The organism is Bacillus luti, from assembly GCF_009739945.1.
Classification (GTDB): Bacteria; Bacillota; Bacilli; order Bacillales; family Bacillaceae_G; genus Bacillus_A; species Bacillus_A luti.
In genome coordinates, this window is record NZ_CP040336.1 from 3,470,917 (window position 1) to 3,495,326 (window position 24,410).

Here is a 24,410-nt window from a genome sequence, read left to right on the forward strand (position 1 = left end):
CTTATTGAAATACTTTCTTAAATTGTTTTCCTATTTCATCTTGTTCTTTCTCAACTGTTTTCCAATCAACATTTAATACTGGAATTTCTTCTACATTTGGTCTATTTTCAGCTTTTATATCTGTTCTACCAGGCAATAAATATGCTTTAGAAATTTGTTTTTGTACATCATCTGATAATAAATAATCAATAAACTCTTTTGCACCTTCTACATTTTTACTATCTTTCATAATGCCTGCTGCGCGTGGGCTAATAACTGTTCCGCTTTTTGGATATACGATATCAACTGGTTCACCCTTTGCTTTTGCACTGTACGTCATATAATCAACACCCGCAATGACCATATCTTTTGCACCTGTTACTACTGGGTCTAACGCTTCTTGATTCGCCCCTGCTACTGTAACTTCATTTTTCTTAAGCTGTTCAAATAAATTCCATCCATCTTGTCCATTCTTTTTCACGTACCCTGTTACGAAGTCTAAAGCTGAACCTGAAAGTGCTGGATCTGGAAGATTCACTTTCCCCTTCCATTCTCCTTTTGTTATATCGCTCCAATCTTCAGGTGCTGTCTTCACATTTTTTGTGTTGTACACAATTCCTAATGCTGAAGCACTATACCCGAAATAATGTCCTTTATCATCCGACCATTCTGTGCGAAGCTTATCAGCTTGTTTCGCCTCTTTATAAGCTAGCGTTTGACCATCTTTCTTTAAGCCCTCCATCGCCGGTAATGAGGCAAGTACGACAACGTCAACGACTGGATTTTTCTTTTCAGCTTCCATCCTCGCTAAAATCTTACCTGTTGTTCCTTGAAACATTTCCACTTTTATACCCGTTTTCTTTTCAAAATCCTTTTGAATGTTTTCTGCTAATCCTTTTGGCCCTGCACTATAAACAACAATTTTCTTTTCATTCTTATTTTTACTTTTTGCATCTGCACTACCTGTCTTCGAACTACATCCTGTTACTACTGCCGAAAATAGTAAAGTGCATACAAATAAAGATTTAAGCGAACTGAATTTCTTCATACAACTCTCCCCCTATATGATGGATACAATTTTTTGGTACATATAATGATACCGTTTTACCGATGCTTAGCTTACTATTGTGATAAGTTGTCCATACACCTAATGGTCCCATGTTTACCTTCACTTCATAACGCTCTCCTACATATGTAACGTGCTGAATTTCACCTGTATACCTTTCGCCCCCGTCATTTTTTATCCAGCTCACATGCTCAGGACGAATCATTTTTTCACCCTCTACAAGCCAATTTGCCTTGCCAACAAACTTCGCAACAAATTCATGAGATGGTTTCATATAAATGTCTTCTGGTGTTCCTTTTTGTAATACTTCTCCTTGTTTCATGATAATAATTTGATCTGACATTGACATAGCTTCTGTTTGATCGTGTGTTACATACAATGCCGTTAAACCGATGGAATGAACAATATCCATAAGCTCTAATCTCATTTCTTCGCGCAAAATTGCATCAAGTGCACTTAGCGGTTCATCGAACAAAATAAAATGAGGTGTAGTTACAATTGCCCTAGCAAATGCGACACGTTGTTGCTGTCCACCAGAGAGTTCATGTGGATATCTTTTTTCCATCCCTTGCAAGCGGACTCGCTTTATTGCATCTTCTACCTTCTCCCGTAAATGATTCGTTTGCTTTGTAGCCCTTAAACCAAATGCAACATTTTCAAAAACAGTCATATGTGGCCATAATGCAAAATCTTGAAATACCATACCGATATTACGTTCATGAGGAGATGTTTTTATTCTTTTTGCACCAGAATACATGCACTTATCTCCAAAATATATTTCACCTTTATCTGGTTCTTCCAGTCCTGCTATCATTCTGAGCAAAGTCGTTTTCCCACATCCCGAAGGTCCTAAAAGTGTGGTGAATTCCCCTTTTTTCATTACAATCTGCAACGGCTTTAGCGCTTGTGTTTTTCCAAATGTCTTTTCTAATCCATTAATTTTAATATCCATCGTTTCACCTCTTTCCCCTCATTCTTAACCTGCTTTCATTCTATCTGGAAGATTTATACTGAATGTTAATGTACTGTAAAGATTAAATTAAAAAAGTTCTAATAAACTATTTATTTCTATAGATTTTTTCTATAGTTAAAATAAAAAAGGCGGCAACTCATAATGAATCTCTTAAAATTAGAAATTGTAGTGCTTATTAAGAAATACAAAAAGCTTACGATTGTTGCAGAAAAACTTGGCGTTAAACAACCTACTATTACATTTCATATAAAAAGCTTAGAAGAGGAACTCGGTGTATCTTTATTCGAATTACGTTCTGGAAGGTATTTTCTAACAGAGGCTGGCGAGGCATTGCATCATTATGCATGTAAAATAGATGCACTTATGAAGGAAGCTAGGCGCGTCACACAAGAGTTTAAAGATTTTAATAAAGGCGCTATAACGATTGGCGCTAGTTATGTACCAGCTACTTATCTTTTGCCAGAAGTTGTTCACCAATTCCAATGCGAATTTCCTAATATAAAAATAACTCTACTGGTCAAAACAGCTCCTGAAATTCGAACAATGCTACAAAATCATGAGATTGATCTCGGGGTAATTTCTGCGGCACCGTTTGATGAACCACTTTTAAAACAAACGAAAATAATACCTGATACACTTGTTCTCGCTTTTTCTAAAAAGCATCATTTTTCAAAAAAGGAAAATGTATCATTACAAGATATCGAAAAGGAACGTATATTATTGCATCGTAATCCATCTACAACGAGAGACTTACTTACACAATGGACGTTAGCACATAACATTACATTCCAATCTGAAATTGAATTAGATTCATTAGAAACAATGAAACAAATTTTAAAATATAGTAATGGTGTTGCCTTTATTTCTAAACTTGCTATCGAACAAGAAGTACAACGAAATGAGCTATGCTATATACCAATCCCAGAATTTGAATTTCAGCGTAATATTTACACCATTCATCATGAAGACAGGTGGAATTCTAAAATAATTTCTTTTTTACTACAGAGCATCAATTCTTTTGCATCCCAAAATTAAAAGGCTGTCGTTATTCACGACAGCCTTTTAAACTATAACTCTATTTATTTTTCTTTTCCTCAATTTTGGCTTGCGCCTCTTCAGCCTTATCTAATGCTTCTGAAACTTTTTTCTCTTTTTCTTTCACATCATCTATACTATCTACAGCTTTAATAAGTTTATCGATTCCTGCTTCTTCTACCTTTTTCCTTTTTGCCACTCTTTCATTTACTTTCTTTTCCACATCTTTTGCTTTTTGAAGCATATCCTCGGCATTTGATGTCACAGCTTTTTCAAGTGCATCGTCTTTTTTCTTTTGTAACACTTCATTTGCAATGTCTTTCGCTTCTAAATACTTACCGTCTCTTAATGCTGTTGCTCCGTGATCCATGATCTCGGCAACTTCTTTATATGATTTCGCTTCATTTCCTGATTTCTCTTTTTCTGCTTTTTCAAACCACATTGTTGCATCACTATATTTTTTATTTTTCAATGATTGCATACCTGTTTCAATATACGTGTCATAATTGCTACATCCAGTCATTACGACTAACAGAAAAAGCATAACAAAACTTATTTTTTTCATGATGTTGTCTCCTTTTCTTTGCCTGCTCACTTTACTGTAACATACATGAAAAAGAGTTTCAAAAACTAAAATACTAATTTAGTCATTTTTATATTGTTAAAATTTTCTTTTAGGCTGGCACATCCACTTGTTTTTTCGCCATATGCTGTTTTATTCCAACTAATACAACTAACAATAAGCCTCCGCCTAATGTCATCATAACAATGCTAGTTGGCAACATATCTAATAATAATCCATATACAATCATGCCAAGCGGTGCGATTGCAGTAGCAATTGTTTCAAGTAGGCCAAATACACGCCCTAAATAGTTTGGATCTGTCGTCTTTTGCATATGCACTTGCATCGGGATATTTACAATCATCATTGATATACCAGTTAAAATCATAAAAGCGATATAGTAAATAAAACTTGCTACTTTCGGAATGGTAACTAACAATGGAAAGACTGTACATATACTCAAACCCGCAAATAAAAACAGCCCAATATAAACAGAGCGAAACGGATTATTCACTTCTTTACGTACTGATAAAACAATTGCACCAATTAGCATCCCGACTGCTAACATTCCCTCTACAACACCTAGTTGCTTCGAGGATAAATGCAAATTTTGAATAATAATATATGGAAGCGAAACGAAAAGTGCACTCGCAAAAAAGTTTACCCATAATGCAATTTTCATTAAACCATATATTTCATGCTGTCGTTTTATATATGAAAAACCTTCTTTTATACTCGTTAAAAAATGTTCTTTACTTTCAGCCATTTCTTTTTTATATAGATCAAATACGATAAATAATTGTATAACTCCTGCTAAAAAAAATGTAATGCTATTCAGCAGGAAAAACGACTTAATTGAAAAGAAACCAAATACAACGCCGCCAATAATTGGCGCTAAAATATTCGATAAAGATGCTGCCGTTTGGTTTAAAGCACTCGCTTTTTGAATACGCTCCTCGTCTACTAAATTAGGAATCGACGAAGTTAATGCTACAGAATAAAAACTTGCACAAATTGATAATAATGCTGCTGAAACATAAATAAACAGAAGTGACGGCCCAAAAGTAGTCGCAAGAATAAACATAATAAGCATCGTTAAACTACTTAATAAATCTGTGCCAATGACAAGCCATCTTCGATTGACGCGGTCAGCTACAGCACCTGCAATCGGTCCACAAATCATTCTTGGTATTGATCCGCAAATAAGTGTAGTTGCAAATCCCATTCCTGAACCAGTCGTTTTTAATACGTATAATCCCATTGCAAACGTATAAATACCCGCCCCTAACAAAGACGTCATTTTTCCGATCATCATTAAAATAATATTTCTCGTTGCAATCTTCATTTTTGAATCATTTTGACCTATACTTACATCCCCCATAATGACACGCTCCCCTTAAAAGTTAAATTGTGTTAAACTTATTATATATTTGACCTTCCAATTTTTACAACGTAAAGTTTAATTGTATTTAACTTTCTAACTATAAAGGAGCATATGATGGCAACTCTCGGCGAAAAAATTAAAGCATTACGGAAAGAAAAAAAACTTACACAAGCAGAACTAGCAGGTTCAGAACTGACAAAAAGTATGCTTAGTCAAATTGAAAATGGAAAAGCTACACCTTCTATGAAAACATTACAATATATCGCTGATAAACTTGAATGCGAAACGAGTTTTTTATTAGAAGATGATGATGAAGAAATTGTAGAACTCATTCAACAAACGGAGAAACTAATTAAGGCAAATAAATGCGATGAAGTATATGAGACTTTACTGCCTATCGTTCAAAAAGAGATGCCCCTTACTTTAAATACGGCCCGTTTATATAAACAATTTGTAACCGCTGCTGCTATCATGAAAGATTACAATATTGAGTCTTACGTTGAAAAAGCTACCTCTATATTTGAAAAATATACTTTATACCGGGACAGTACGGAAACAAAATTAACCTTTTCATACGCGCTATTCTCACGTAAAAAGTATGAGGAATGTTTACAGCTAATCGCTAGCATTCGAGATGATTATGAAGCGAAACATTTAGAAATGGATCTTATTATACACATTCAATTATGTTTAAAAGAGGCCATCATTTTACTCGCATGTGGCGATTATGAAAAATGTGAAAAAATCATATTAGAGGCACTCGCGTTTTCAAAAAAACATCAAGTGTATTATAAAACAGATGAATTTTACCGCATATTATCTTATCAAAAAGTCATCATGGCTGATAAAGAACAATATTTACACTACATAAAGAAATCTGAGCAATTCGCTATTTTTACTGAAAACACTTTATCGATCGCAACTATAGATATATTAAAAGCATATTACTACAACACAATTACTAATGAATATACAATCGCATTAAAACATATAGAACAATTTCGAGAAAAGCTAAAAGATGAGCCAATTTTTCTAGAAGATGGTCTGTATTATCTTGAAAAAGGAAAATCTTTGTACGGATTAAAAAAATATGAGGAAGCCCTAAAAACTTTACAACGCGCTAACATTCCTGATTATATGACGCATCCACTTGATCAATCGTGGCTTATAACAGCAGGTGCATATCGTGCCCTTTGTTATGTAAAACTTAATGATAAAAAAAGGGCTCTTGAAGAAGTAACAAAGGCAAATCAAATCATAGAGTCCTATCCAACTTCTATTTTCTCTTCATTCATTAAAGAAACATTACAAATAATACAAAAACTTTAAGAATGTCTCGAAATGGTATATTATCCCTCCTTTTTAGCAAAGATAATAATGATGGGAGGAATATAAATGAATATAGAACGTGCAAAAGAGCTTTCTGTATCAGCGGAACATGCCAATGTCAGTTTTCAAGGTATGCCTGTTATGATTCAACACGTCGACGAAAGCAGCGAAACCGCCCGCATATATGAAGTTAAAAACCCAGGACGCGAATTAACAGTTCCAGTTAATAGCTTAGAGGAAATATAAGCAATGCCACTTCAATTTTTTGAAGTGGCATTTTTCTTTTTTCTATATAAAGTGAAACTTTAATCAATGGGGGTTTTCTTCATCCCCCACTGATTATCAGCCCTCACCAATCGGACTTTTATGGGCAGCCCGACCCCCACCTAACTTCTTTGCTTTCGCTGAATTTTGAGGTGGGGGTCTTACTGCCCATTAAAGCGGGATAAATGTCATTCCTATTTTCTCTTTAGTAGTCCATACAAACCAATACAAATTACAATGAAACCTACTACTCCATAAGCTAGTTTTATAAATATTTCTCTTATTTCATAACTTCTAACTTCGACTACACTCTTTTTCAGACGTTCTATTTCCTTTTGCTCACTTTCTACTCGCTCCCCATACACTAACAAACGATATTTACTTGATGTATATGGTTCACATGTAAGCAGTGTAACTTTGTCTTTTCCTTTTATTACATTTAATTTATCCACTTGATTTGGATAAATGATTTCGCGGCCAATTACTTTATACACTTGCTGCTTTCCAAATACCGTTACATAGAATACATCTCCATCACTTAACCGATCAAGATGACGAAACATCGTTGCCCCGTGATATCCACGATGTCCTGCCAATACAGCATGTGTATCTTTCCCGCCAATCGGTAATGAAGTCCCTTCAATTTGCCCTACTCCTTTACTTAAGTTTTCTTGACTTGCTCCTAAGTAAATTGGCAACTCCTCATTTATTTTCGGAATAGAAATCGTACCAAATATTTCATCTTTGTTTATAAAATTTAACAGTTCCGTACTTATTTCATCATCCTGTACAAATGGGTCACTCATTTTGAAAGTAGTTTTCCCTAACGATTTATTATATGTTTCCATCTTTCGAAACTTCTCATTTACATCTTCTATTTTTAAATCATCAACCATTTTTTCATAACGTATCACTTCTGTCTTATACACATACTTGTTTATATAATTAGCGATCATTGGATATATAAATAGTGATAATCCTGTAAGAAACAATACTACGCTTATAACTCCCCTTCTCACACACTCACCACACAATACATACTATTTTCGTTTTTTTAAATAGATTATTAGAAGGACGATGCAAATAATACCAATAGGAAAAACGATCATCCAATCTTCTAAAATGAAAGATTTTGTAATCATTTCTTTTTCTCCAGCATCATATGGAACACGGTGTCCTCTCACTAGTAACCTGTGCGTGTTCACTCCATAAGGGGTACACGTAATTAATGTTGCATAATCTTGTCCTTGTACTACTAATAAATCTTCTGTCTCATTTGGTAACACAACTTTTATTTGATCTACCTTATAGGCAAGTACTTTATCTAATGAATGTATATAAAATATATCATTCTGTTCGACTTTATCTAAATGAGTAAACATTAGCGCTGAAGGTAAACCACGATGCCCAGTTAAAACTGTATGCGTGTTTTCTCCCCCTACTGGTAATGAAGATTCGTTCAGTTGTCCAATTCCGCGACTTAGCACTTCTTCCGTCGTCCCTTGATAAATTGGAAGATTCACATTAATTTTAGGGATTTCTACATACCCCATAACATCCCCTATATTTAACATATCTACATATGAACTTTTCCCCTCATCACTCTTTTCATGAAATGGGTCCGAAAATGTTTGTGTCGTATTTTGAACGTTCTTATTATACTCTCGCGCTTCAGTTTCTTTACGATTAATCTCTTCTTTCTCCAGCTTCTTTACCGCTTCATCATACATACTTACTTCTGAATAATGGGTTCTCGTTGCAAACCAATTACTCACAGTCGGATATAGAAATATACTTAATCCTAGTAAAAAAATACTTCCAAAGATAATATTTCGTTTCATAACATCCTCTTTCACTTCGGATAAAATATGGAAAAGAGGAAAGCAATATGCCTTTCCTCTTTTCCAAACTCAATTATTATAAAATATGAATTAAGAATTCTTCACAGGTTTCTTTCTAAAGAAAATAAACGCTGCTGTCACCATTAATAACAGACCAACTACCGTGAAGAGAATTGTTCCCATACCACCTGTTGCTGGAATAATCCATCCACTCTTATTATTCTCGACTTGCAAATCAATTACACTTTGATCTTTATCTATTTTAATTTCAATCGGATCTCTTAATTTTTGGTATTGTTCTACCGCACCGTCTTCATCTTTATACGTTGGTGCTACCGTCTCAACAATTTGATATTCACCGTATGGGATTTCATTCCATATAATAATACCATTCGCATCGGTTATATCATCCATTTTCTTGTTGTTTACTGTTACAACATTTCCCTTTTTATCTCGTAATTCGAATCTTGCACCTTCTAATTTCAAATTCTTATTCTTGCCGTCAACTTTTTCAATCTTTATAGTCCCCATTGTCGGTGTAACAATAACTTCATTAGATGGTTTTCCATCTTTTTCTGATGTAACATCATCTTTGTTTACAAAATCAAGTACTGCTTTGTTCGGAATTTCCACTCCAGATTGAACATCACTTTTAATTTTTGCAGTAATCTGTAAGTGTAATTGTTTACCTGTTACTTTCGAAAAATTTTCTACTGAAGCAATCACCTTTTGTCCAGCTACAACTACGTTAACAATACTCCTATCAACCTTTTTACCGTCAATCATTACAACTGGAGTTCCAACGATTTCTAGACGATCATCTAAAACATCGGTTACGACATAATTTTTATACGTTTGAATATCCTCAGGAAGCAATGTTTTAATATCATACGTATAATCTGTTTCACGATTTATTCCCGCATTTTTTGAACTGTCATTAATTGTTTTTTCAATTGTAGGTTCTTTAAAGTTTGTTACCTCTACAGGGACTACTATACCTGTTTCTTTAATAGAAAAAGGATACTCCTGTTTACTTGTTACATAACCTTTTGGAGCCTTCTCCTCAATAAAATAATAATCTCCATACTCTAAAGACTCCACACGAATTTTACCATTTGATCCCGATACTAGTGGCTGAGGCGTTTTTACTTGCGTCTTTGTTCCATCTTCATTTTTTTTGAATAAATGGAATTCCGCACCTGGTAATATACTGTCTCCCTCACCTTTTTTTATTAGTTCTACTGGACCACGTTTCGTTTCGTTCTTTGGATAAATGTGAACATCGTAATTTAAATCTTTACCATCAGTACTTGTCATTGGAATATCAACAATAAAAGTGCTCTTATCTAATTCAATATGCTCTGGTCCATTTATAGCTTTTACTTCATAACGTCCTAGCGGAAGATTTTGAAAAACAGCTTCTCCCTTATCATCTGTTACTTTTGTAATCGCACTATCTGTAAGTTCTTTCCCATCAGAACTTTTTTCAAATGAAGCGATTCGTTTAATTTCAAATGTTACACCTTTTAAAGGCTTTGCTCCCTCTGGAACACTTTGACCTTCTTTCCCATTCCCCTCTACACCAGGCTTCGCATCTTTACCCTGCTCATACTTATGAATCGTTAAAGTACCTGTACTTCTTGATTCAGCACTAACCGTCATATTAAATAATGTTGAAAAAGCTAAAATACAAATTAAAAAAGTGCTAAAAATCTTTTCCATTAAATTCCACTCCCCTATTGTGTCTACTTTGTTTGCAAACTACTATTCTTTCTTTTTCTAAAGAAGAAGAAAGATGTAATGAACATCAATATTCCACCAATTACGTAAAAAATAATTGTTCCTACTCCACCCGTTTCCGGGATAATCCATTCATTTTTACTATTTTCTATTGTTATCTTTTGTGTAGATACATCGCCAGTCACATTAACTTCAATTGGCTCTTTCATAAGCATGTACCCTGCTGGTGCTTGTACTTCTTTTAAGTAATATTTTCCGACCAATAATGGATTAGAAACTGCCAAACCGTTCTTATCTGTTGTTAATTCAGTTACTACATCGCCATCTTTATTTATCACTTGAAATACTGCACCTATTAATTTAAGTGTTTCGTCTGTCCCATCTACTTTCTCTATCTCTATTTTTCCGAAAGTAGGTGGTATAATTATTGCTTCATTTGATATAAAATCCTTTTGATCAAATAGTAACTTCGCTTTATTTCGTATACCGCCATTTGCAGTATACGTTTCTAAACTATCCACACCCATACTCATATCCAGATTTGATGTAATATGCATCGTATACGATTGATTCATAACATATTCGTAACTGCCATCCTGCTTCGGCAGTTCAATTTTCACCTTTTTCGACTGCTCATCAATTTCGGGGATAACTTGTATCTCTTCCCCATTTGCATTTACAAGCCTTACTTGTTCAACTTTTAAAATATCTTCTAAATCATCTTGTAATACGATTCTTTCCAAGTATTCTACATCATTCCCGAAATGATAGTTTACATGCCACGTAAACTCTTCATTCTCACTTTGTAACGTTGCCTTTACTACCTCTGTTTCATCCGCGTCAGAAACTGTCTTTGTAATCTTTGGATCTTTCGCTTCCACTTTCGTTTTTACATTGGGTTTTTCTGGTGGTAAATCTTTACCATCTGGAGTTTTACCGTCCACAACTGCTATATTTTCAATTTCTTTCGTTTTTAGTGCTTCTTTTGTAACCTTCACCTTGAAAGTTACAATTCGTTCTTCTGTATCAAACACATCACCGATATTAACTTTAACTGTATGATCCTCATACGATCCCGCATCTTCATCTATCGCATCAGTCAACGAATTCCCATTCATTTTCATACTATCCGCTATATATTCCAATCCGTTAGGAAGCTTATCGGCAATGCGAACATCTTTTATAAGTCCATTTTTAACTTTATTTTGAAGTGTAATTTTATACTCAAGCTCATCGTCTACATGTACTTTGCCATCTACTCCACCTGTTACTTCTTTCTTCGCATCTAGTTGTCCGTACAACGGGTTAACTGATATTTCGACTTCCGGCTTCTCTTGTTCTGGTACACTAATAGACTCTACTACTGCACTATTTTTGATTTTCTTATTTGCCATCTCTGGTTTTACAACTACTTCGAATGAAATTGCCCTTTCTTCATCGCCATTAAGATCACCAAGGTTAGCATATATAATTCCATCTTTTATATGTGCACTATCATCATCTTCCGCGTCTGTTTGTTCCTTTCCATCTATTCTCAATGTATTCGGAACATACTCTACACCTTCCGGTAATGGATCCGTTACGGTGACAGATTTTAATATAGAGTCGTTTACACTATTTTTAGCTTTTATCGTGTACTCAAGTTTATCTCCTATTTTAAGAGTTTCACCATTTACATTTTCAGCTAATTTTTCAGCCTCGAGTTTACCTTTTTTCACTTCAAGATTAGGCTTTACTTTCACTACTACTTTATTAGAAGCGTTATCCTCAACTTTACTTGCTGTCAGCTCATCAATTCCTCGAACAATAGCAGTATTAGGAATTTCACTTTCTGTTTTTCTTCCTCTTAATTTCACCTTAAATTCAACGATTGTTTCAGGCGTTTTATCCGTATAAATTCCGCCTTTCGAAGCATTTGCTCCTTCACCAATTCTAATTGTTAACTTTCTTGTCTTCTCATCATAATCAACTTGATCATCCATCAATTGATCTGTTTGATCCCCTGCGTTCGGACCAGAAATAATTTTCACCGATCCAGGTACAAACTTTAAACGACGGTCTAGAACATCTTCAATCTTTGTATCAATTGCACTTGAATTCGGCTCAGTATTTTTGACTTTTAATCGATATATGATTTCTTCACCGGATTCGTATTTTTCTTTCACATTAACGACGGATTTCTCAATGTCAAGTTCTGGCGCTGTTGCATTTACCGCAAAGGCTAATGTGTTTAATACGTAGTCATCACCAGAGGTCGCAGCTTTTAAACGTACTTCCTTTTGTTCTGGTTTAATATATCCTGCTGGTAACTTAATTAAATCTGCATCAATCCCCAAATTATTTTTATAATCTGGATTGAATGTACCAGGATACTTATCTCGCATATGTTCCTCATATTCAGAAACAGTGGAATTAAATATATTACCTGTCGGATTCAGCTTATCAGTAATTTCTTTCCAAGCGTTATCTGTATGAACAAAAAGTTTATCCCCCGCCCAATACCTGTCACCTTGAACAGCGAAAACAGAAACTTTTGGATCTAAATCTCCAGCTTTTGAAGCAATAAAGTTTTTCACCGTAAACTCTTTTTCACCAGATCCAGTAGCTCTTTTCAGTCCACCATCATAAACAGTAAATGCTTTTCTTGTCTTTGACTTATCTTTCGTGATAACTAGCATGTACCAACCAGCAAAAGAATAATATCCAGAATTATATGCAAGCTTTGTATTCGGATACGGAATATTTGCTACAGTATAGCTTCCTCCTTTTGAATTAGAGGACTGTAAAAGCTCAGTAACATCTGCATAATTGGAATAATACGTGCCATCAATACCGAAACCATACAATAATCCACTTCCGTAATACGTGAAACTTGGTGTTACTGGAAAACTCATTCCAGCCGGAGTAGTAAACTTAACTGGTGCTAAATACTGTTGTTGCGTTAATTCGTAACGCGTTGAACTCCAATATAATCCAGCCCATTCAATTTCAGCATCTTCTGGAACAGGAATGTATGCCTTAGATGAATTTGTAGTTGTTGGGTCATCATCCACATCAATTAGTTCGCGTGTATAACCATTCGGTGTTGTCCCAGAAATATATGTGATATCCGAATACAATGCGGTTTTCTTCTGAGCGTCAGTAGCTTTAATACCTAAATTCACATTCCCAGTAGAATACATATCTCCCTTATGAATAGATTGATAAGTCGGTGCATCAAACCCTTCTGCATCTGTAACTGCTGCTTGTGCCGTATCAATTGGACTTAAAAACTGCAATTGAGATACTAGCAAGAATAAACTCATAACAACTACAAATGCATTTAATAGGTTTTTATTTTCTTTGATTCTATTGCGCAAAGAGGTCACCTCCTTAATTACAATTTATTAGTATATTATATGAATATACTTTATACGTATTATTCTAATATAAATCTTACTATTTGTTAATGAAATATATTGTTAATTTTAAATTTTATAAATTTTTATATACAGATTTTTAGATTTGTAAAGTATTTAATTATAATTAATTTTATGTTAAAAAAATATAAATTCCATACTTTCCATCTTTTTTATGATATTCTATATAATGGCAATTATAAAATCTTTATAAATGAATGAAAAAGATTTTATAAATCAAAACCCTATTAATAAAGGAGGCTTTTCATGAACCTTTCTATATACGAAGGTTTAGGTATTATTTTTCTCTTAATAATTATTATTTACGCTCTCTCCCATAAATATTTATGGTCAAAAAAATTACTTATTATTCTATTTCTCGGTAGTAATGCTATTTATCTTATTTGGCGCACTTTTTATTCGTTACCTACTATTAATCTCATAAGTATTATAGCTGGGATTTTATTGTTAGTTACTGAGTGGGCTGGTTACTTACAGTCAATCATTTTCAGTATTGTTTCATGGAAGCCATATAAACGAAAAGAAGTACCGTTATCTACTTTCGAAAAACTACCTACAGTTGACATTTTTATTGCCACTTACAACGAACCAATCGATTTGTTAAAACGCACTGTAGCTGGTTGTACAATGATTACTTATCCGAAAGAGTTACTAAATATTTATATTTGTGACGATGGTCGCCGTGAAAGTGTAAAACAACTCGCGGCAGAATTTTCAATTCACTACCTAACTCGTACAGAAAATGAACATGCAAAAGCAGGTAATTTAAATCATGCAATGCTTCATTCGAAAGGTGATATTATCGTAACAATGGATGCTGACATGGTACCACGAGCAAACTTTTTAGAACGAACAATTGGTTACTTTTCCAAAAACAATGTTGTATTCGTCCAAGCTCCACAAGTATTTTATAATGCTGATCCATTTCAATATAATTTGTTTTTTGAAGATAACATCGCAAACGAACAAGACTTCTTTATGCGTCACCTAGAGGAAGGGAAAGATCGATTTAACGCCACGATGTATGTCGGTAGTAATGCTCTGTTCCGCCGTACTGCTCTAGAAGAAATTGGAGGTTTTGCAACTGGAGTCATCACTGAAGATATGGCAACTGGAATGCTACTTCAAGCGAATAAATGGGAAACTGTATTTGTCAATGAAACACTGGCTGTTGGATTATCGCCTGAAACATTTAGTGATTTATTAAAACAACGTGATCGCTGGTGTAGAGGTAGCATTCAAGTCGTAAAGAAGTGGAATATTTTCACTATAAAAGGATTATCTTTTATGCAGCGTGTTTTATATGCAGATGGAATCCACTATTGGTTTTTTGGCATTTATAAAATGATATTTTTACTAGCACCGATATTATTTTTAGTGTTCGATATTTATAGTTTAGACATTAATTTCATGCAATTATTTATGTTTTGGGCACCTGCCTTTTTAACATCACAGCTTATTTTCAAAGCTGTTTCTAATAAAAAGCGAACGACGACATGGAGCCACGTGTACGAAGTTGCTATGGCTCCTTATATGGGCTTTGCTATATTATCGGAAATTTTCTTACGTAAAAAATTTCAATTTCATGTGACAAGAAAAGGGGTTCAAAATAATACGAGGCATTTTTTGTGGATTGCAAGTATTCCTCACCTCGTATTACTCATTTTAACAATTGTTGCACTTATTCGGGCAGCACTAATGCTTCTATACCCTGATCAATATCATATTGAAAGAGAAAGTTTATATATTAATATTTTCTGGGTACTATACAACGGTATAGCGATTATCACTTCACTATTTGTAGCATTTGAAAGACCGCGCTTCCGAAACTCAGAACGTTTCGTAGTAAATTTGCCAGGTACTTTACAGGCCGAAGATATAACAATTTCCTGCCGTGTTCTTGATATTAGTGAAACGGGTGCACGATTTGAAGTCGATACATCCATTCCATTTGATACTTTATCTAACCTATCTTCCTATACATTATCTTTCGGAGAGGTAGAAAAGATTCATAGTACGAAAAAATGGATTCAGAGACAAAAAGATTCTGTACAAGTTGGTGTTTCATTTAACGATGTCTCCCATGAGCAATATTGCAAACTTATTCTTCATCTATTTAGCAAACCTGTTAATGACCGTGTTGAAAAGGTGTACGATAAAGCATTTCTTACACTTGCGATTACATCCTTCATAAAAAACACAAAGAAATCACCAAGACAATTTCGCAGGCAGCATATACGTGAACAACTGATGTCTCCTGGTACATTGCATATGAACGGAACGCCAATCGATGCAACTATAATTGATTACAGTGCTGGAGGATGCCACGTACAAATCAATACAGCACTCACCATTGATCAAATGATTCAAGTAACCATGGAAGACCGAAACATTCAAAAGAAACCAGCACAAGTATGCTGGATTCAAAAAAAGGGACGTAAAATATACGCTGGGTTAAAATTTACAGCCTAAAAAGAAAAGAAGTCTCGTGCTTCTTTTCTTTTTATTACATGCTAAAATATTTATCAGGGAGGGATTCATATGGAAAATAATCCACAAAAGGTGAGTCATTATTATGCAGTTATATTCACTTCTCATTTATCAAATAATACAACAGATTATAGTACCGTTGCAGACAAAATGGAGGAACTTGCAAAGCAGCAACCTGGATTTTTAGGGGTAGAAAGCGCACGAGATCATTCAGGGCTGGGAATCACAATTTCTTATTGGGAATCACTTGAGGCAATTGAAAATTGGAAACAGAATGCCTTACATAAAGAAGCGAAAAAAAGAGGCCGTGAGCAATGGTATGAAAACTTCCACCTGCGCATCTGCCTTGTTGAGCAAGAATTTAAGTTTCATAGAGGTACATTGTAACTATGAAGAAAAAATTAGCTCTCATTGTTATTCATGAAATATACGGTGTGAACAATCATATGCATCAAGTTACCCACCACTTCACTTCATCTCATATAGATGTATTCTGCCCTAACCTTCTACAATCACAACACGCATTTCATTATCGTGATGAAGAAAAAGCATATCATTTTTTTATGAATTATATTGGATTTGATAATGGAAAAAAGCAAATTGAAGAATTCATTACCCGTCTTTCTAATAGTTACACTCATATTGGACTTATTGGCTTTAGTGTTGGCGCTACCATCTCATGGCTATGTAGTAACAATCCAAAACTAGATTTTATTATTGGATGTTACGGTTCCCGTATACGTGACTATATTCATATGAAACCAACATGCGCTACCTTACTTATCTTCCCTGAAAAAGAAGCTAGTTTTTCAATACCCTCTTTCATTCAAACATTGCAGCAACAAAAGAATCCTTTATTAGAAATACAACAACTACACGGTGAACATGGTTTTCTAAATCCGTATACTGAAAAATATAACGAGCACTCTACAAAACAAGCATACAATTTAATAGATTCGTTTCTTGTAAAAACACTCTTATAAAGGAGAGTTAAATGACGCTTACATTACTCTTACTTATTTTCATATTCATTGCCTTTTTCTCAGCGCTAACTATCATTTTTGTAACCGTAAAAAAGGGGGAGTTTTCAAAACGTCCCTACTTACAATCTATTATCATTTCCATTTTATTTTTTGCAAATTGGATCTTATATTTAACATCTTTTTATATGTTACTCCCTGAGAAAGTTAGCGAGTTTCTATTCCTGCCTATTTGGTTTTTCCTTTGCATTTTAGGTTTTATCACTTTCTGGCGCGAATGGAGAAACAATCGTGTGTTCTCCATATGTATCGGTTTTCTTTCCTTTATTAGTTTTTTATTTGGGTTATTGTTGTTAGTTCTTTCGGGGATGTAGTTGTTGTAAAGAGGATAACATACCTCTTTACAACAACTTTTTTCGTTCCATGACGAAAGGAATTATTAAATATAGAGCATACGCAATAACCATCCAAATGGTAAATGATATGATTTGCTTTGAGGAGTATTGTGAGAATATACTAGAAGAATTATATAAGATGTAAGAATCTAAAATCAAACCGATTGCTGTACCACATATACCTAACTTAATAACTGCATATTTCGTAGTATCTAGTTTTTGGTATAACCACATTACAAAATATAAAGCTATAGCCGTTCCTAATTCAAGAAACGTCATTTGTAGAAAAAATCTATTTGAAGTGTATTCTAATAAAACGGAAGAACCGAAAATAATGAAGAATGCTGAGGCAAAAAACCAAACGCCAATAGAAAATAAAATAGTGAGCCAAAGTCTGTTATTCACTGACATTACCTCCCTTTTGTAGCGCTGTAAACTTTTCCAAGAGCATATATAAATCGCCATATACTTTGTCTGTAGAAAAAGATGGGTTGAATAATGCTTGCAATGCCAATCCGTCAATTAATGCATTACATAAAACGCTCCACGTTTCAGTTGAAATTTGAGATGTCATTGTATTTCCTATTTTTTCATTTAACACTCTTGTTAATTCTTGGTTTTCATAATGTAACAATCCACCAATTTTATCTTTCATCGCATCATTTTGTAATCCACTAGCTACTAATTGAAAAAACAAATGATGATACATTGAATCTTTCACACATCTACTTTCTGCAGACTGTAAAACCTTCTCTAACTGTACATCCTTTCCTATTTGTTCCCACGACGCTTTACAAAACGATTCAGTTACTTCAAGTAATAATTGATCTTTCGTTTTAAAATGATAATATACGGTACCTTGTGTAACTTGAGCACTCTCTGCAACTGCTTTTAATGTCAACTTTTCCATCCCATGCTCTGTAATAATTTTTTTTGCTGCTTCAAGTAACTTCTCTTTATTAACAACATTCGGTTTTGCCATTTCTATAACCACCTTTTAAGTTAGTCAGCTAACTAACTTAAATTATACAGAAAAATCAGATAAATAGAAGGAAGAAAAGCCAACTTTCAACTTTTCTTCCTTCTATGTTTATCCTTAGATTTCACGGTCACTGATTCGCAAGGTGTGTAATAAATTTGAGGTGTCGCCTTATCAACAAACATCATAAACGTAATAAAGCCGATAATAAAGAAAATAAACAACGTTAACAATATTGCTCCTATCGTTAAAAGTATCATAACACCACCCCTATATAGTTCATGTTATTACACCTTTCGCTATTATGTGAGCGTAATCCTTTTTAGAAAAAGAAACGTAACAAAATAATCACAATCACGCCAGTTAATACTGTTCCTAATAGACTACGAGTATATATTGCGACAAGAAATGTTGGAATTGCTGCGATAAGGTAATCCCACTGCATCGTCTCATGCATAAATAATACTTGTGCTAAAAGTGCTGCTAATATCGCAATTGGTATGTAATTTAACCATTTTAAACCCCAGTCTGGAATTTGTAGTTTGCTAAATACGAGTAGAGGTAAAATACGTGGCACAAGTGTAACAGCTCCTGCTGCTAGTAAAAGTAATATTACGTCCAATCTCATTTCCATTTTTCAATCACCACTCCAATCGTCGCAGCTAGTAATGTTGCAATAATAACCGCTATACTATCTGGCATAAATAAGTGTGAAACATACGCGATAATAATTGCTATAATTGCAACACTCAGATGAATTACTAGTTTCGGTTTACTACTTATGAGCTGAAGTACAAATAACCCGATAAACATTGCTGGTAATGCATAATCCATGCCGTACGTATGCGGATCTGGTATCCACTCACCAAATAGCCCGCCAATAATAGTAGCAAGAATCCAATTTAAATACGCCGTGACATTAAGCCCGATCATCCATCTTTCACCTAAATATCCTTTTTGCGCTGCGTGCTGTACTGCAACACCGAACGTTTCATCTGTAATTTGTGAACCGATGAGTAAGTTTTTAAAGAGAGGAATTTTCGTAAAGTACGGTGCAAGCGCTGCACTCATTAATAAATGACGTAAATTAACAAAAAAGACGGTAAAAATAATTGCGGAAGCTGGAGCACCAGCTGCATACATACCAGCTAATATGAATTGGGCAGAACCTGCATAAATTAAAGTGGACATAAACGCAATTTCAATGATGGAGAAACCTGCTGTTTTTGCAATTACACCAGCTGCTATACCGATGCTTAAATAACCAAATACAGTTGGTAAACAATCTTTTACTCCTTGCTGAAATGTATCATCGCTCTGCAAAGCTACATGTGCCTGAGCTTTACTCATCCTTATCATCCTCCATTCCTTCTAAAGTTCGTTTTCCTGTTACGACATGAACTAAATCTATATTTTCACGCCATAACGTATCTAACTTATCAGCTCCAAATTCTTTCGTGATTTCTTCAACCATAATATCGTGCCGCACATACTCTGTAGCAACGAGAACTAAAGCTGGGTCATACGTTGTAACGGCCCATGAAGTACTATCATTTGAGAAGTTCGCAATTAATACTTCTTCCCCATCACGCGCGATAACAGTTAAATGACCACCCATCCGCTTTTCAACAACGTGAGGCGTCATATAATTGTGGTGAAATGTCGCTCCTATTTTAGTTTCTGGAGCACCAAATAAAATTGAAAATATATGTACTCCTTCCTCTTCTTTTTGATGAATGAATGGCTCAATTTCATGCACTTGATCTTCCCATACAGAAATCCATAACTCTTCTTTTGCTCTATTAATTATATTGCATATTTCTTTCAAAACACGATCATTTGAGCGAATATGCGAAATGACATCTATTTGTCGCTCTTGTTCTAAACAATTTAATTTCTCATCTAAAAATTCAAAGGACTTCTCAAAATCTTTTCGCATCCGATTCATTAATTCGGTAGCTGGTACTGGTACATATTTCACAGGTTCTAACGGAACGATATGCACCGCTCCTTTATCCATTAACTTGCCAAGCACTTCATAAATCATCGAACGCGGTACCCCTGTTTGTTTACTCACTTCATACCCAGTTACTGGGGAATGTTTCAATAGTCCAATATACGCTTTACATTCGTACTGTGAAAAACCTAACTTTTGTAATTCCTTTATAATTTCATCCATCTGTAACACCTCACATTCTATATAACTCTCATTTCAAAACGATGCATGTATATTAGTAGTTATTAGTATACCTACTAATATAAAAAAACAGACCCGCAAAGTCAATTGATAATTCTGAAATTTCCTCCAAAAACAAAAAGCCTTCTTATGAAAGGCTTTTTCTACATACTATTCTACTTATTTTAGCTGCAACGTATTTGATAAGTTCTCCTCCATGTGTTCACGTAAAGTGGAACCTGTATACTCTTCTCTAAATACACCGGCCTTCACAAATAAAGGAATGACTCTACTTAAGAATAAATCCAGTGACTTTGGGGGTCCTCCTGGAATAGCGATAAATCCATCTAATGCTCCTGCCTCAAACCTATCCATAATTTGATTCATAACGTCTTGTGGTGTACCAACCACAACCCAATGAGCTGAGCCAACAACTTCTGGTCGTTCTAGTATTTGTCCAACAGTTGGTTCATTTTTGATAATGAAGTTCCGTAATAATTCTGCATGTGTTTTACTACGAACAGTTTGATTCCGACTTGGCAGCATCTCTTCCGTAATCTTACTTTCTAGCGAAATTCCTCTAGCGTCTAGTCCGAGAACCATTTCGAGTAACGCATACCTCTTCTCTTTTGTGAGATGTTGATGAGCTTGCCTATGCATTTCTAACGCTTCTTCGTATGTATCGCCTATAAAGAAATATAACCCCGGCAATACACGTATATCATCTTGGTTTCGGCCGTGTTTTTCTGCTCTTCTTCTTAAATCTTGACGCAGTTCAATTCCTGACTCTACATCTGGCATCGCGGCGAAAATCGCATCCGCAACAGAAGCAGCAAAATTCCGGCCTGCCTCTGACGCACCAGCTTGGAATAATGGCATTTCCCCTGACATATGCTGCGGGATATTAAGTGGACCTTTCACCTCAAAATATTTATCATTATGATCAATAGGCTTTACCATCTCTCTAATAACATCTGGATTATCTATTTTTAATACTTCATAAGGATGACTTCTCCAAAGCTTTCTTACTAACGCTGTGCATTCTGCCGCTTTCGCGTATCGCTCTTCAGATGGTGGCATCTCTGTCTCACCAAAGTTTTCAGCACCATCAATGGATGTAACAATATTCCAACCTACTCGTCCGTTACTTATCCAGTTTAAAGATTGTAATTGCCTTGCTAATATATATGGTGGATAAAACGAAGTTGAGGCAGTCGTAACGACTCCAATTTTTTCTGTTGCATAAGCAATAGCGGTAAACAGTAACGTCGGATCTAAAATGACATTACCTTTATTACGAGCGATTAAATCCGGGTGTGCCACTAAATAATCTGCCTTAAAAACAAAATCTAACTTCGATTTTTCTGCTCGTTTCGCTAACTCTACTTGTTCGTTAATTCCTGAATTAAACTCACCCTCTTGCTCCTTCTTTCTAGAAATTAAACATAATCCAATGCAAAGTTGTTTCTTTGTAGACATACACACCATCCCCTTATTTTTAATTTATCTAGTTAAACAATGTTGCTATCGTTATAGATTCCATTCTTATTAACAAAAATGATATTGATAATCATTATCATTTTATGATGTAACTGTAATAAAAGCAATAATAAAAAAGACTTCCGCTAATGGAAGTCCTTTATCTCAATATTTCATTCGCTTCTTTTTCATAAATTTTATCAAATGAAGTCATAATACGCTGCGATGCTTGAATCATTTTTTGACTCGCCATAAGATCTGCCATCTCTTTCGTCATATCTACATTTGAATTTTCTAGCATATGATTTTTTACTATCCCTGTACCGTTCGGTAAATCAGCGATATTTCCTTCAGCTAGCGTAAAGCTTTTATTTTCACGTTGCACAAGACGATTATTCGTTTCTACATCTACTGTTTTCGTTTGCAACTGCGCAATTACTATTCGCTTAATATCTGGTTTTTGCAAAGTTCCATCGTTAACTTCTCTGTATATTTCTCCATTATTAGATACGAAGAAATCAACATTTTCAGGAATACGAATACGTTCATTATTTACATCCATAACATAAGCACCTGAAGATGTTTGCAGGTAACGATCACTATTTACCGTAAAACTACCATCTCTCGTTAAAAATGTTTCATCATTTTTAGATGTAACGAAAAATGATGATGTACCTGCTGCACCGTCATCTAAAAAGAAATCTGTAGGGCTATTTGTCATCTGTATATTTCCTTGTACTAAATTCACATGAGTCGCGGCTGGCACTACAGCATAATCAACCTTACCGATATTTGTCGTGGCTCCATCGCCACTTCGATATGTGTCTTGTACATCAAATACTTTAGAAGTCATATTTTCTGCTTTGAATCCTGTCGTTTGAGCATTTGCAACGTTATTCGAATGAACATTAATACGCTGCATGTAATTCATCATACCCATAGAACCTATATAAAGACCATTCATACTCGTTTGAATAAGGCAAACGCCTTATTCTTCACCTCTTTTCTACGATGTTTGTAACATTTGTTTTGCTAAATGTTCAGCTGTAGCGATATGGATATGTTGCTTCACGTCTTGTCCATCTGTCATTAATACAATAGGAGCTGATGATACTGCTGGAATTTTCAACAATTCGCCACTACTTGCTGTTTCATCAAATTTCGTAAATACAATTCCATCTATATGAATATCTTTAAAGTTCGTAATGATTTCAATCATATCTTTACTTTTCATAGAAGCTGATAACGTTAAACAAATGTAATCTGGTTCTACTTGTCCCATCGTTTCAATCATTTCTTCTACTGTTTCTGACGTACGATAATTTTTTCCAGCTGTATCAATTAAAATATAATCGACACGCGCTTCTTCTTTAAAGTACGTAAGTGCTCTTGTCATTGCAGATTCATCACGCACAGCGATTACTTCTGATCCAATTGTCTTTACGTAATCTTGCAGTTGCTGCACCGTCCCAATACGCGAATGGTCTGTCGTAATAAAACCAACTGTTTTTTTCTTGCCATGAAACTGCCATGCCATTTTCGCTAGTGTCGTCGTTTTCCCAACGCCGGTTGGGCCGATTAAAGCAATTGTTTGTACTTTTTTTTCAAAAACATTCTCGGTATTGAAATGAGATTTCATATCTTCCAATATATATTCGATTACTTCTTCTTCTGTAATCATCGTTGCCTTCTCAAACTTCACTTTTAGCTTTTCCGCATATGCATGAATAAAATATTGTTCTACATCATTTTGTTCTAACATCCGAATTACTTTTTGAATAATAAACGGTACAGATTGTTGTTTTTCTGTTTTTACAACTTCTTCTTTTTTAGCAGAAACGACTTTTTTCACAGCATGCTGCTTTTTCGTTACTTGCGTTTCTTCCGTCTGCTTCACAACGACGATTCCTTTTTCAAACAGCTTTAATAGCTTCTCTTTCTTTCTTGTCCATTCTTCACTATTTCCTGTTTGCATCGCCGCGTATGACATAGAAGTCGTCACATTTTCTAAATTGTGCAGTACCGATTGAATGCCGTTCGCCTTCACAATTTGTTCCGTAGTATCACTTACAACATCCATTAATTGTTCATGAAATTGAGCTGTGCTTTCATTCACTTCTTCCCGTTTATCCTCTGGAAAAGCAACTAACATTTCATAATTCTTTTTCCAAAAAAACGGGATATTTCGTTTTACACTTTCATCGACAACGTAATAATAATCTGTACCATACTGGTCAAATAACTTTCGATACAATTCATTTTTCGAAGCTGCTTTTATTCGCATTAACGCTTCTTTCTTTTCTGTACTTTCCATTACTT

At 34.7% G+C, this 24,410-nt stretch carries 24 protein-coding genes; 7 read left to right on the forward strand and 17 right to left on the reverse strand.

The window, feature by feature from the left end; translation table 11 throughout:
• Position 1: 1 nt before the first annotated feature.
• Together EUC40_RS17545 and EUC40_RS17550 are read right to left on the reverse strand one after the other, a co-directional pair.
• The gene (locus tag EUC40_RS17545) at positions 2-1,027 is read right to left on the reverse strand and encodes an ABC transporter substrate-binding protein (protein WP_071712328.1); all 1,026 of its coding nucleotides are present in this window, start codon (positions 1,025-1,027) and stop codon (positions 2-4) included.
• Entirely contained in the window at positions 1,005-1,997 is a 993-nt protein-coding gene (locus EUC40_RS17550) for an ABC transporter ATP-binding protein (protein ID WP_156576158.1), read from the reverse strand. The genes EUC40_RS17545 and EUC40_RS17550 overlap by 23 nt, the downstream gene beginning before the upstream one ends.
• Before the next feature lie 162 nt (positions 1,998-2,159).
• Between EUC40_RS17550 and EUC40_RS17555 the strand changes: the two genes are divergently transcribed.
• The gene (locus tag EUC40_RS17555) at positions 2,160-3,053 is read left to right on the forward strand and encodes a LysR family transcriptional regulator (RefSeq protein ID WP_156576159.1); all 894 of its coding nucleotides are present in this window, start codon (positions 2,160-2,162) and stop codon (positions 3,051-3,053) included.
• Between the two features lie 40 nt (positions 3,054-3,093).
• On the opposite strand, the gene EUC40_RS17560 is transcribed toward EUC40_RS17555, so the two are convergent.
• Both EUC40_RS17560 and EUC40_RS17565 read right to left on the reverse strand, forming a co-directional pair.
• Positions 3,094-3,618, reverse strand: coding sequence for a DUF4398 domain-containing protein (locus tag EUC40_RS17560; protein ID WP_071712325.1), 525 nt, complete (start codon positions 3,616-3,618; stop codon positions 3,094-3,096).
• Positions 3,619-3,727: 109 nt separating this feature from the next.
• Complete coding sequence (locus EUC40_RS17565; protein ID WP_156576160.1) at positions 3,728-4,996, reverse strand: MFS transporter; 1,269 nt, start codon at positions 4,994-4,996, stop codon at positions 3,728-3,730.
• A 117-nt stretch (positions 4,997-5,113) separates the two neighbouring features.
• Here EUC40_RS17565 and EUC40_RS17570 point away from each other — a divergent pair, with 117 nt between their 5' ends.
• Complete coding sequence (locus EUC40_RS17570; protein ID WP_156576161.1) at positions 5,114-6,328, forward strand: helix-turn-helix domain-containing protein; 1,215 nt, start codon at positions 5,114-5,116, stop codon at positions 6,326-6,328.
• 66 nt (positions 6,329-6,394) lie between these two features.
• A complete protein-coding gene (locus EUC40_RS17575) occupies positions 6,395-6,574 on the forward strand; it encodes an H-type small acid-soluble spore protein (RefSeq protein ID WP_001019753.1) in 180 nt (59 codons plus the stop codon).
• Between the two features lie 212 nt (positions 6,575-6,786).
• Here EUC40_RS17575 and EUC40_RS17580 read toward each other — a convergent pair whose 3' ends face one another.
• From EUC40_RS17580 to EUC40_RS17595, 4 genes are all read right to left on the reverse strand, one after another.
• On the reverse strand, positions 6,787-7,611 hold the full coding sequence (locus tag EUC40_RS17580) for a class C sortase (protein WP_187130356.1): 825 nt from the start codon (positions 7,609-7,611) through the stop codon (positions 6,787-6,789).
• Positions 7,612-7,632: 21 nt separating this feature from the next.
• On the reverse strand, positions 7,633-8,433 hold the full coding sequence (locus EUC40_RS17585) for a class C sortase (protein WP_156576163.1): 801 nt from the start codon (positions 8,431-8,433) through the stop codon (positions 7,633-7,635).
• Positions 8,434-8,523: 90 nt separating this feature from the next.
• Positions 8,524-10,155, reverse strand: coding sequence for a SpaH/EbpB family LPXTG-anchored major pilin (locus tag EUC40_RS17590; protein WP_156576164.1), 1,632 nt, complete (start codon positions 10,153-10,155; stop codon positions 8,524-8,526).
• A gap of 23 nt (positions 10,156-10,178) precedes the next feature.
• Positions 10,179-13,532: an isopeptide-forming domain-containing fimbrial protein gene (locus tag EUC40_RS17595; RefSeq protein WP_208814614.1), complete on the reverse strand. Its 3,354-nt coding sequence runs from the start codon at positions 13,530-13,532 to the stop codon at positions 10,179-10,181.
• A 306-nt stretch (positions 13,533-13,838) separates the two neighbouring features.
• Between EUC40_RS17595 and EUC40_RS17600 the strand changes: the two genes are divergently transcribed.
• The 4 genes from EUC40_RS17600 to EUC40_RS17615 all read left to right on the forward strand — a co-directional run bounded on the left by EUC40_RS17600 (position 13,839) and on the right by EUC40_RS17615 (position 17,436).
• Positions 13,839-16,064 (forward strand): glycosyltransferase, encoded by a 2,226-nt coding sequence (locus EUC40_RS17600; protein ID WP_156576165.1) that lies wholly within the window; start codon positions 13,839-13,841, stop codon positions 16,062-16,064.
• Positions 16,065-16,133: 69 nt separating this feature from the next.
• Positions 16,134-16,469, forward strand: a complete 336-nt coding sequence (locus tag EUC40_RS17605) for an antibiotic biosynthesis monooxygenase family protein (RefSeq protein ID WP_156576166.1) — start codon at positions 16,134-16,136, stop codon at positions 16,467-16,469.
• Positions 16,470-16,471: 2 nt separating this feature from the next.
• Positions 16,472-17,065, forward strand: coding sequence for a dienelactone hydrolase family protein (locus EUC40_RS17610; RefSeq protein WP_156576167.1), 594 nt, complete (start codon positions 16,472-16,474; stop codon positions 17,063-17,065).
• A gap of 11 nt (positions 17,066-17,076) precedes the next feature.
• Complete coding sequence (locus EUC40_RS17615; RefSeq protein WP_156576168.1) at positions 17,077-17,436, forward strand: hypothetical protein; 360 nt, start codon at positions 17,077-17,079, stop codon at positions 17,434-17,436.
• Between the two features lie 27 nt (positions 17,437-17,463).
• Here the strand turns inward: EUC40_RS17615 and EUC40_RS17620 are convergent, their stop codons facing one another.
• The 9 genes from EUC40_RS17620 to flhF all read right to left on the reverse strand — a co-directional run bounded on the left by EUC40_RS17620 (position 17,464) and on the right by flhF (position 24,405).
• Positions 17,464-17,862, reverse strand: a complete 399-nt coding sequence (locus tag EUC40_RS17620; RefSeq protein ID WP_156576169.1) for a DUF5367 family protein — start codon at positions 17,860-17,862, stop codon at positions 17,464-17,466.
• A complete protein-coding gene (locus EUC40_RS17625; RefSeq protein ID WP_156576170.1) occupies positions 17,855-18,439 on the reverse strand; it encodes a TetR/AcrR family transcriptional regulator in 585 nt (194 codons plus the stop codon). Before EUC40_RS17625 ends, EUC40_RS17620 begins: the two co-directional genes overlap by 8 nt.
• Before the next feature lie 86 nt (positions 18,440-18,525).
• Entirely contained in the window at positions 18,526-18,696 is a 171-nt protein-coding gene (locus EUC40_RS17630) for a DUF3951 domain-containing protein (protein WP_000602232.1), read from the reverse strand.
• A 62-nt stretch (positions 18,697-18,758) separates the two neighbouring features.
• Positions 18,759-19,070: an AzlD domain-containing protein gene (locus EUC40_RS17635; RefSeq protein WP_000425935.1), complete on the reverse strand. Its 312-nt coding sequence runs from the start codon at positions 19,068-19,070 to the stop codon at positions 18,759-18,761.
• Positions 19,061-19,786 carry an AzlC family ABC transporter permease gene (locus EUC40_RS17640; protein WP_156576171.1) on the reverse strand — a complete coding sequence of 242 codons (726 nt, stop codon included), beginning with the start codon at positions 19,784-19,786 and terminating at the stop codon, positions 19,061-19,063. The genes EUC40_RS17635 and EUC40_RS17640 overlap by 10 nt, the downstream gene beginning before the upstream one ends.
• Entirely contained in the window at positions 19,779-20,615 is an 837-nt protein-coding gene (locus tag EUC40_RS17645; protein ID WP_156576172.1) for a TrmB family transcriptional regulator, read from the reverse strand. The genes EUC40_RS17640 and EUC40_RS17645 overlap by 8 nt, the downstream gene beginning before the upstream one ends.
• 177 nt (positions 20,616-20,792) lie before the next feature.
• A complete protein-coding gene (locus EUC40_RS17650; protein WP_156576173.1) occupies positions 20,793-22,091 on the reverse strand; it encodes an NtaA/DmoA family FMN-dependent monooxygenase in 1,299 nt (432 codons plus the stop codon).
• Between the two features lie 160 nt (positions 22,092-22,251).
• The gene (locus EUC40_RS17655; RefSeq protein ID WP_156576174.1) at positions 22,252-23,055 is read right to left on the reverse strand and encodes a flagellar basal-body rod protein FlgG; all 804 of its coding nucleotides are present in this window, start codon (positions 23,053-23,055) and stop codon (positions 22,252-22,254) included.
• 42 nt (positions 23,056-23,097) lie between these two features.
• Positions 23,098-24,405 carry a flagellar biosynthesis GTPase FlhF gene (gene flhF / locus EUC40_RS17660; protein ID WP_156576175.1) on the reverse strand — a complete coding sequence of 436 codons (1,308 nt, stop codon included), beginning with the start codon at positions 24,403-24,405 and terminating at the stop codon, positions 23,098-23,100.
• Positions 24,406-24,410: the final 5 nt, after the last annotated feature.